Genomic DNA, 10,089 nt, shown 5'->3' with positions numbered 1-10,089 from the left:
AGACCAACGAGGTGCAAGGCACCCGTTACAGCCCTACGCACATCCGCGCCACCTGGGACGGAACGGGCAGCGTGGAAGACGCTTCCAGGGCGTTGGGGTTCTCTCGGGCGAAGGGCTACGACCTCGTGCGTCGCGGAGAGTTCCCGTGCCGCGTGCTACGCATCGGACGTACCACGCGTGTCGTCACCGCGTCCTTGCTCCGCGTGCTCGAAAGCGGAGAGCCGGAGTACAACGGTGCCCACACCAGTCGCTGCACTCCGTCATAACCCCTGCGCACAGAAGCCCCGCCGAGCCGGCGGGGCTTCGTCGTGTCATGAGCCCCTTATAGCGAGCGCCTACAGGAAGCGGACCGCACTGTGGCACAACTGCCCCGACGTTCCAGGCCAGGTCCCGGGTTGCGGGCAGCGTTCGGCAGCGGGCGACGTGTAGGGATGCCACCCGCTACAAGGCCAGCGGAGCGATGCGGTCGCGTGGTGAAGCGGGCAAAGTCCTCCGCGGTGACGAATGGCAGGCTGGCGACCATCGCCTCTGGCAATGCCGTCGCGGTCGCTCCACGCGGGCCGCGCAACATCGGAGGGAACAGACAAAGGTGTTGGGCTTTGCAGGGGTGAAGGCTACGACTTGGTTGGTCGCGAAGAGTTCCCGGGTCGGATGCTGTGCGTCGGCCGTAAGAGGTGTGTCGTCACCGCGTCCATGCTTCGGCGCTCGGGAGCGGAGAACCCGAGTGCGGCGGTGCTCACGGCGGACAAGAAACCCCACGTACTCAGAGGCCCCACCGGACCGCACCTGCGGGACTTCTCGTCACACGCCGCTGTCACACAGCCCCTATGAACAGGGTGCCGACTGTAGCTGTTTGACCAGGTGGAAGACCTCCCGGGCCGCGTAGCGTTTGGGGCAACGGACGATTTCACGACGGGCCTTGCCCTCCTTGATGCGGCGCTCGTAGTAGTCCTGGGTACGCGGGTCGACCCGCAGGCGGGTGAACACGATGCGGTGGAGCGCGGCGTTGGCCTGCCGGTCGCCCCCGCGGTTGAGGCGACGGTACTGCCGGAGTCCCGAGGAACGCTCAACAGGGCTGACCCCGCACAGCGCGACGAACGACGCTTCGCTGTCGAGCCGTTCCGGGTTGTCCCCCACCGTGATCAGCAAAGCGACCGCCGTGTCCGGACCGATCCCGACCACGTCGAGCAGCTGCGGAGCATGCCGTTCCACGAGCCGGGTCAGACGAGCCTCTACATCCCGGATCTGCTCGGAGAGCTGGCCGATCCGGTGAGCCAGCAGGCCCAGCGTGATCCGGGTGGCTTGCACCACCGGCTCCTCGCCAGCATCCTCGCGACTGCACACACCGGTGAACTGCGCACAGGTCCGGAAGAGTTCGGGGGCTCGGGCACGGGCTCGCCCGCTCAACACTGATTGCGCCGCGTTCTGGGCATCGAGCGGATCCGACTTGCCGCGCCGACGACGATCCGCCCGGTCCATCCGATTCACGTCAAACACGTCTATGCCCTGGGCCAGCAGATAGCGGGACAACGACGCTCCGTATGAGCCGGTCCCCTCCACTCCGGCCCGTCTCACGGTTCCCCACTTCCTGGCGCGCTTCAGCAGATCGCGGTAGCCGGCCGCGGTGGCCGGGAACTCATCGGTAGCGAGGACTGCCCCCGACACGGAGAGCACGGCAGCCATGTGAACATCCCGGTGCGTATCCACTCCCAGCACCACCTCCCCCGCAGGGCGGCGACGGGTTCGCAGAGCCGACGACGTACTGGGCACGGTCGAACTGGACATGCCCGTTCCTCTCCTTCCGGTCCGATGACATGTCGCGTTGCCGGTACCGGGCCGCGTCAGACGGTCAGAATCGTGAGGACGCCACAACTATCGGCAGGCCCCTATAGGGACACACCCCGCCAGTCCGGCACCGACAACGCACCATCCCCGACCACCGGCCGACACCGTGTGATCGAGACACTTCGGTCAGAGAAATCATGAGTCAGACCATGGGCCCGGGACAGCACCCGCCCATCCTGCTGCCCCCCATCTCGCTACCGCCCAGGAACCGCAGGACATGCTCAAACCCCTTCGCACAACACCCCGAACCTGATCTCGGCCGAGCACAACAGCACACAAAGGCGAGCGGTGCGATCAGGCGCTGCCAGCGGCAAGCGCGGCGACCTGGACGCCGACGTCGTCGGCTACCTCACCGATGGCCTCGAGCCAAAGCCTGTCCGCACACGATCGCGGGTGTCGTTGCCAAGCTCTCCATCCATCAGCTCGGCCAGGGCGATCACCGAGGTGGCTCCCCGCTGGGCCGCCACTGGCCATAGCTCCCTGATGTCGTCACGCGGTACCGTCTGCGCGCCGGAGGCTGAACCGAGCGCGGCGCGCTTCGCGGGCTTGCAACGCTTCAAGCGCTCGGGCACGCCCACGCCTGTGAGCGACATGGGACCGCAGCACCTCGGCTGGCGTGGGCGGGCGGCGGTCACCAGTCGGACCAGGGCAGTGCCGACCGGACCCACAGGGCCGCCTGGTGCGGGGACGCGTGCGTGTCGACACCGAGGACGTGGATGCTTCCGAGTGCACCCCGCGGTCCACTGGCCTGGAGGGTCCGGTGGGAGTGCCCACCGGAACACGGGTGGACGATCACTGCACGCGGGTCGGCGCTCGGAGTGTAGCCGGCACCGTAGGTGAGGAGTTGGTGGACGTCGCCCGCGCCGACGCCATAGCGGTCGTAGCGCTTGTACTTGGCGTCCACCGGCAGCAGAGTGCGCGCGGACGGGGCACGCCCCGGAAGGCTGAGCAGCACGTCGGGCCGGAAGGTCGAGGTGCTGCCGAGGTCGCCCCGGACGGTAATGCCTGTCGCACCGCCGCTGGGGACGGCGTGCCCGCCGTGAGGGGCGGCGGCCTCGGTGGCCAGACGTCGGACGACGGCTTCCCAGAGGGCGGGCATGGCCAGCAGGAGGCCGTCCGCCGTCATGCCGTCGTCGGTGAAGAGGTCGGTCACACCGCCGCCACACAGGAGCAGGCGGGCCCAGGTGTGCGCTGCGCGGTAGCGGGCGTTCAGGCGTGTGTACCGGGTGCGGTCCAGGGAGCGCAGAGCGGCGTCGGGGGTCGGGGCCTGCGGAAAAGCGTCGGCGATAGTGTGAAGGTCGCGGGCCAGGTCGGGTTGTGTGGCCAGGGTGCGGGCCACCCGCAGCGCGGTTCCCAGGACGCGGTTGTCCTCGATGTCCGCCTCCCGGTCGAAGGTGCGGACGTGCAGTTGATCGAGTTGCCCATAGCGCCGGAACACTTGTGCCGCGACGTCCAGGCGTCCCCGCAGGACCGGTTGCAGGCTCTGGCGGCGTACGTAGTCCCGGCGCAGCCCTTCCCGGACCAGTTGCTCGCACTGCTCCAGCAGGGCCGCGGCCACGAGGTCGGCGTAGCCTTCCGGGCCGGTGGCCCAGCGCCGTGCCGTCGCCGGGAGCGGCGCGGGCGCGCCGAGGGCGTAGGCGAGCCAGCTCATGAGTTGCTCGCCCGGGATGGCGAACTTGGGCTTGATGACCAGGCGGATGCGGTCGAGCACCAGGATGCCGACGGTCGCGTCGGCCTTGAGCCGCCATCCGGACGGGGCCTGGTCCAGGCTGAGGCAGGCGCGCGTCTGGAGGGCGCGCAGCCGCTCGACGTCCCGGGGTGTGAGCTGGTCGGCCCCCAGCAGTGCGGATCCGTACTCTGCGAGCCGGACCTCGGTGTGGTCAGGCATCGGGGCCCGGCGTGCCGCTGGTGAACTCGGTCGCCAGGGCGGCGGCGAGGTCCTGCGGCGGCATCAGCGCGGGGCGTCCCGTGTCCGCGTCGACGAGGCTGCCGAGGATGCGGTGCAGCAGGTCGGCGCGGCCGAGGCAGTAGTCCTCCAGGAGCGGGATCACCTCGTGGTGGAAGGCGGCGGCCAGGTCGTCCTCGGTGGCGATCGGCTCGCCGTTACGCAGCAGGTAGGCGTGCCCTATCTGGTGGTCGGCGTCGAGGTGACGGGCGATGCGGGTGTTGAGGGACTCGAAGAACTGTGCCAGGTCCAGGGGGCCGACGGTGCCGGACACGGCGTCCGGGTCGGGGCCGACCGGGAGGAAGGCGAAGCGGCGGCGTACGGCGGCGTCCAGGTGGCTGATGCTGCGGTCCGCCGTGTTCATGGTCCCGATAATCCGCACGTTCGGCGGCACCGAGAAGGTGCGCCTGCTGACGGACAGCGCGAGGGGCAGGCCGCGCTTGTCGAGTTCGAGCAGGGTGACCAATTCGCCGAAGATGCGCGGCAGATCGCCCCGGTTGATCTCGTCGATGATCAGCAGGAAGGTCTCGTCCGGGCGTGCGATGGCCTGGGCACACAGGGTGTGGAACACACCGTCGGTGAGCGCCAGGGTCAGCCCGGGGCCGGTGGCGCTCAGGTCCGGCTTGAAGCCCTCCACGAAGTCCTCGTAGCCGTAGGACGGATGGAAGGTCACCATGTGTATGCGGCCGTCCCGCAGCGTCTCGGCCTGGGCCGCGGCCCGCTGGTCCGGCGTGGAGTTGAGCGCGTCCGCACGACCGGCGAGGGCGAGGGCGGCGCCGAGTGCGAGCCGGGTCTTTCCGGTGCCGGGAGGTCCGTGCAGGATCACCTGCCCCTTGCGCTCCAGCGCCTCCAGTACGCCTGCGACATCCTCGGGCAGCGTGACGGGGCCGCCGGTGTACGACTCCGTCGACTCCGCGCCCGTATCCGCGAGGCCCGCGGTGATCCTGGCGAAAAGCGTCGGCTGCACCTTGGCGAACGTGGACCGCCAGCCGTGCTGGGGCTTCGACAGTTTCCGCGCGTGGGAGACGTCCCAGGACACCGGGACGACGTGCTGGTACTCGGAGTGGTCGGCCTCGAAGCGGTAACTTCCGCTGACGGTCCCGGTGGCCAGAACCTCGTCCATCCCGCGGTTGGCCACGATCCGGTCCCCCGCCTCCAGGTCCCGGAACGTCAGCAGTCGCCGGGCGAGCGTCAGGCTGCCCCCGCTGCTGCGCGGCCAGTACGCGTCGAGCGCCTGCTTCAGCTCGGAGTCGCTCTGGTACTGGCCGAGGTCGCCGAGCTCGTCCCACCCGACGCGGATCACCCCGCCGTCACGGCACTCTTCCCACAGCCGTCCTCGTTCACCGGGGGCGATCTTCCAGACGGCGCGCTCCTGCGGTCGCGGATCGAACTTCGCGTACAGGAAGTGCATGACCTCCTGTCCGCTCCAGCCATCGAACTCCGGCTTCGCGCGGACGAGTTCCAGCAGCCGACGGTTGTTGCGCCAGGCCGGCGCGTCGGGCTGCGAAGAGCCGCCCAGCAGAGTGACGAACCGACGCAGGTGCTCGCCGGCGTAGATGGGCAGGAAGTGCTCGGGGAAGTAGGTGGCCAGAGACTTGGTCACCAGCGTCGGACCGAACCGCAGCGCCTCAAGATCGTCCACGGCCTCGAAGTCCGCTGCAGCTACGGCCTCGAAGGCCCGCACGAACTGTCCGCGCAGCTCCTCCCACGCCTCCTGCGGCGCCATCCCGCGCAGCGGCGCGGCCACCCGCCACTCGCCGGAGTTGTGGTGGTACATGATGTGCTTCGCCGCGCTGCCGCCCTTGATGCTGCCGAGGTTCGGGGTACCGAACTCCATCAGCCTGCAGTACGCCGGTCCGCTCCCGGACTCGGCCGCCTGCCCCAGGGCGTAGCGCGACAGGGGCAGTGTCGGCCACTCCTCCAGGGGGAACTGAGAGAGCACCTGCTTGCGTTCGTCCTCGGCGGCTGTCTCGCTCTCCGGCACGCTGCTCCGGTCGAATGCCGCCGCTGCCGCCCGTAGGTCCATTTCGTCCGCCATGAAGGTCATCATGCCGGATCATCGGCATTTTGAGCGCGTACCAGGGCAGTTGAGGGCGAGCCTGGGAGGCGCTGAAAAGCGGGGGACGGTTCTGGGAAGGGGACGGTTGGGGTGGATCCCGCCCCTGCCCAGAGCGGGCAGGCGTCGGCTGGCTAACCACGGTTGGAGTCGTAGCCCCATCGAGCCCGGCCGTCGCTGCCCATGAAGCACTTGGCGGGCCTTCCGTCCTCCGCGGCGCCCAGAGCGCCGACGGGGGAGCAGGCGTATCCGAACTGGATGCCTGTCTTGCCGCCAGAGCCGCTCCCGCCGCTCGTCCCGTTACTGCCGGAGCCGCCACCGCTGCTTCGCCGACGAGTTCGCGCAGGAGGCCGTTGCTCCAGAAGACGAGCCGCGGTGCGGTGTCGGAAGAGCCGTGACGTGGAGCAACTACGGTGTCGCGTTGTTACCCTCCGCACCATGCATCATGCGGCGCGGGAGATGCGCTCTCCGATCCTTTCGATCCACCCGTACATACCGGCCATTGGGCAACACCAGAACGTGATCTGTTCCATGGCCTCGCGCGGCGACTGCGTGGACGGTGACTACCACTAGGTCAGGATTTGATTCCAACTTCCCTTCGATCCATGCCACTTGGCCCTCAAAGAGGAGGCAGACCTTGGAGATCAGACCCCGGAACCGCCGTGAACCCCTCGGCAGCCAGCCAGACGTCGACTTCCCGCCGGTCCAGAACGGCATCGACTACCTCCTGAGCGTCACCGACCACCTCACCCACGGCGATCCGCCCGAGCCTCGGGACCTGAAGTACGCGATCCTGCACCTCCAGGCCGCCGTCGAAGTACTCCTCAAGGCCCGCCTGCAACGCGAGCACTGGTCCCAAGTCTTCAAGAACCCCGGTGCCGCCACCCGCGCGCGGTTCGAATCCGGTGACTTCGAGAGCTGTACCACCGATGCTGCGCTCGACCGGCTGGCGGGCATCGCCGGCGTCACCATCGCGGACAAGGCCGTGAAGACGCTCGGCGTGCTGACCAAGTCCCGCAACGCATTGCAGCACTATGGGCTGAGCACCTCCGCCCCTGCCGTCGAGGCCCGCGCCGCCGAAGTGCTCACCTTCCTCATGGAGTTCTTCACCACCGAACTCCAGCCCGACCTGAGCATGGACGAGGACAAGCTCCTGCAGCGGGACATGGCCGTCATCCGGGCCCGGCTGGGCACCATCACGTCCTACCTGAAGCAGCGTCACAACGAGATCCGCGCGGAGCTGACCCCGGTGGCCGACAGCGTCGTCGAGTGCCCGGTGTGCGCGCAGTTCGCCGTCCAGGTCGGCTTCCCCGACCCACAGTGCAGCTTCTGCCACATGGGCTGGGTCCACTCCTACGGGCTGCTGTTCGACTACCTCAGGGCCTTCGACCGGCCCGGCCTGCTCACCGGGGGGTGTCCTGGCTGCGGCCACGAGGAGATGCTCCGCCAGACCCGCGTTGCGGCCGCCCCCGCCAGCCCGCGCACCCTGTGCTTCAGCTGTGCCACCTCCCTCGGCCCGCAGACCGCAACGTGCACCAACTGCGCTGCCCTGTACGAGCCCGGTGAGGACGATCTCGGCATGTGCCCGCGATGCCTGGCTCAACGGTTCGAGAAGCTCTGACCCCAGACCACGCCCTCCTTAAGGACGACCATGCCGCTCATCGAGTACGACCCCGCCGCGGCGCTGCCCGTCGCCGTTCTCCACAAGACCTCCACCGGCACTTCCGGGCGGGGCCCCAGCGCGCGCAGGCACTGAGCGGCAGGCGCCGCCGTTCAGCCCGGCATCGGGTTTCGGGCTGAGGCACCAATGAGCTCCAACAACCGTCAGCCCCGGCCCAGTTGGATTGTCAGTGGAGCGTGGTATCCCTGAAGGCAGTGCACTCCGAGGATCATGTTCGGAATATTCTGAGGCATAAAGTCGTGTATCCTCAGCGGAGTCGAGACTTGTCAGGGATGGAGGTGGCCGTGAGTGATCACAAGGAGTTGGTCGCAGACCCCTCCATGCTCGCCCTCGCACGCGACTCGCGCGGTTGGACCCAATCCGAGCTTGCCGAGCAGATGTCGCGCGTTGACGGCAGCCGCGTCACGCAGGGGTACGTGAGCCGGGCCGAAGCCGGACGCATCCCAGTCCGGGCTGAGCGGGTGCACCTGTTCGCCGCCGCACTTCGCTTCACGCCCGAAATGCTGTGCCAGGGCGCTGATACAACCGGGGTCGGCATCGGGCTGATACATCACCGCAAGCGCGCCTCTCTGGGAGCCCCCGCGCTGCGCCGGATCCATGCCACGTTGGCACTTACCCGCTACCAGGTCGAAGCGGTGACCCAGGCGGCCGCCCTCCGCCATGTCATCCTGTTCAGGCACATTGAGGTCAATGACTTCGACACTCCCGCGGACGCCGCCGAGACGGTACGCGAAGAGTGGAACGTTCCCGCCGGCCCCGTCGACAACCTGGTCGCGCTGCTCGAAGATGCCGGCGCGCAGGTCGTCGTCCGCGACCTTGGCACCACCGATCTCGACGCCGTGAGCCAGTGGCCGCCCGGCAGGGCGCCGCTGATACTCCTCAACTCCGCAGCGCCTGGCGATCGTTCACGGTTCAGCCTCGCGCATGAGCTGGGCCACCTGATCATGCACCGCGAGCCCGGTGAGGGGCGCGTCCAAGAGGCACAGGCCGACCGGTTCGCTGCCGAGTTCCTCATGCCACACGAGGTGATCCTGAGCGAGCTGAAGCCCGGCATCGACGTCGCCCGCCTCATGGATCTCAAAGCCAGGTGGGGGGTTTCGATGGCCGCTCTCATCCGGCGGGCCGTCGACCTGGGGGTCATCAGCGAGTGGCAGTACCGCACGCTCATGGTCGAGTTGTCCGCACTCGGCTACCGCACGAACGAACCGACGATCATCCGGCGCGAAACCCCGCGCCATATCGCTCAGGCCGTCACCCGGCTTGAGGAGCAGCTCCACCTCAGTCCGACCGAGACCGCCCACCTGGCGGGCCTGGGTCGCGAGGAGTTCCACGAGATCTACGTGTGCGCTTCTTCTGCGTCCGGACACAAGGACGTGCCGGACCCTTCTGCGAGGTGATTCATGAGCAACGCCCCCGATCCGAGGCGGCGGCCGCCCGCCTTGAAGACGCTCGACCACACGGTGGCGGCTGTGCCGCTCCTGCAGGGACGCGTGCTGCTGCACGAGCATGCCCGCAACATTCCTCGACCCCGCCGCGCCCTGGATGATGAGCTGAGCGGCGTGGTCATGACCGGCGCCAACGCCGACGCTCGAGCGTTCCAGCTCCGCACCGACGTTGGTTACGAGGGCACTCTGCTGATAGACAGCGCCGCCTACAGCACCTACACGGCAACGGCGGAAGAGCCGTTCATGGCGCCTCCCGACGAACTGTTCGCCACCGTGGACGACTCCTTGAACTTCCAGAAGGCTCGAGGGGCAACCGCAGCGCTGACTCCCACCGGGTACATACCGCCGGCGAGCTCCCGCGCCCTCAAAGCAGTGATGCGGGACGCCAACCGGATCGAGCGGGCTGACACGCTGGTCTCCCTCCCGATCGACGTCACCTGGCTCAATCGGGAGAACATCGGTCAACTCATCGCGGTCTGCGCCAAGATCCGTCACCCCAAAGCCGTGATCCTCTTCCGCCAGTTCGACCCGCTGGAACAGGGGAAGGACGTTCCGGCCAACCTGCGGCGGCTGTTCACCGAGGTCGAGCACGTGGCACTGCTGCGCACGGATCTCGCAGCTCTCGATGTGCTGGCGCATGGCGCCCTCTGTGCGGGAATCGGCGTCCAGAGCTCGCTCCGCCACGCGATACCTCCCGACGAGAAGGCCCAGATAGGCAAGCGAGGTGGCGGCCCCACGTACCCGCACGTGCTGATGCCACAGTTGATGTGCTTCAAGGGCGCCGAGTCCCTGTCCAACCTCTACGCCAACGTGGATCCCGCAACCTGCGACTGCGAGGAGTGCGACGGGCGCGGTCTCGACCGCTTCTTCCTGCCCGACGGCGACACGCGACGCGAGGCCGACAACCACACCATCGTCACCTGGAGCGGCTGGGTCAGCGAAATGGCCAGCTACCGAGCCGGTACCGAGCGCAAGACGTGGTGGCGCAACAAATGCGCTGCGGCCGTCGACCGCTACGCGCTGGAGAACCAGCGCATCGGGCAGGGCGCAAGCTCAAAATCCGGATTCCAGGTACCCCCGCCACTCAAAGCATGGGCGACGCTGCCCGTCGCTCCTT

7 protein-coding genes are annotated in these 10,089 nt (G+C 68.3%); 4 read left to right on the top strand and 3 right to left on the bottom strand.

Going from position 1 to position 10,089, the window contains the following annotated elements:
• The first annotated feature begins 11 nt into the window (after positions 1-11).
• The gene (locus tag VXC91_RS38545; RefSeq protein WP_106974253.1) at positions 12-266 is read left to right on the top strand and encodes a helix-turn-helix domain-containing protein; all 255 of its coding nucleotides are present in this window, start codon (positions 12-14) and stop codon (positions 264-266) included.
• A gap of 559 nt (positions 267-825) precedes the next feature.
• Here VXC91_RS38545 and VXC91_RS38540 read toward each other — a convergent pair.
• From VXC91_RS38540 to VXC91_RS38530, 3 genes are all read right to left on the bottom strand, one after another.
• Positions 826-1,785, bottom strand: coding sequence for an IS110 family transposase (locus tag VXC91_RS38540; protein WP_408057585.1), 960 nt, complete (start codon positions 1,783-1,785; stop codon positions 826-828).
• 691 nt (positions 1,786-2,476) lie between these two features.
• On the bottom strand, positions 2,477-3,733 hold the full coding sequence (locus tag VXC91_RS38535) for an McrC family protein (protein ID WP_329512009.1): 1,257 nt from the start codon (positions 3,731-3,733) through the stop codon (positions 2,477-2,479).
• Positions 3,726-5,828 (bottom strand): AAA family ATPase, encoded by a 2,103-nt coding sequence (locus tag VXC91_RS38530; RefSeq protein ID WP_329512008.1) that lies wholly within the window; start codon positions 5,826-5,828, stop codon positions 3,726-3,728. Before VXC91_RS38530 ends, VXC91_RS38535 begins: the two co-directional genes overlap by 8 nt.
• Positions 5,829-6,483: 655 nt before the next feature.
• Here VXC91_RS38530 and VXC91_RS38525 point away from each other — a divergent pair.
• The 3 genes from VXC91_RS38525 to VXC91_RS38515 form a co-directional block, all read left to right on the top strand.
• Positions 6,484-7,467, top strand: a complete 984-nt coding sequence (locus VXC91_RS38525; RefSeq protein ID WP_329512007.1) for a hypothetical protein — start codon at positions 6,484-6,486, stop codon at positions 7,465-7,467.
• Positions 7,468-7,847: 380 nt separating this feature from the next.
• Positions 7,848-8,924 carry a helix-turn-helix domain-containing protein gene (locus VXC91_RS38520; protein WP_329512006.1) on the top strand — a complete coding sequence of 359 codons (1,077 nt, stop codon included), beginning with the start codon at positions 7,848-7,850 and terminating at the stop codon, positions 8,922-8,924.
• Between the two features lie 3 nt (positions 8,925-8,927).
• On the top strand, positions 8,928-10,089 hold a 1,162-nt coding region (locus VXC91_RS38515), incomplete at its 3' end, for a hypothetical protein (protein WP_329512005.1).

The sequence above is a fragment of the Streptomyces chiangmaiensis genome (assembly GCF_036281785.1).
In the GTDB taxonomy this organism is placed as follows: Bacteria; Actinomycetota; Actinomycetes; order Streptomycetales; family Streptomycetaceae; genus Streptomyces; species Streptomyces chiangmaiensis.
This window is presented reverse-complemented; position numbering and strand designations above follow the sequence as displayed.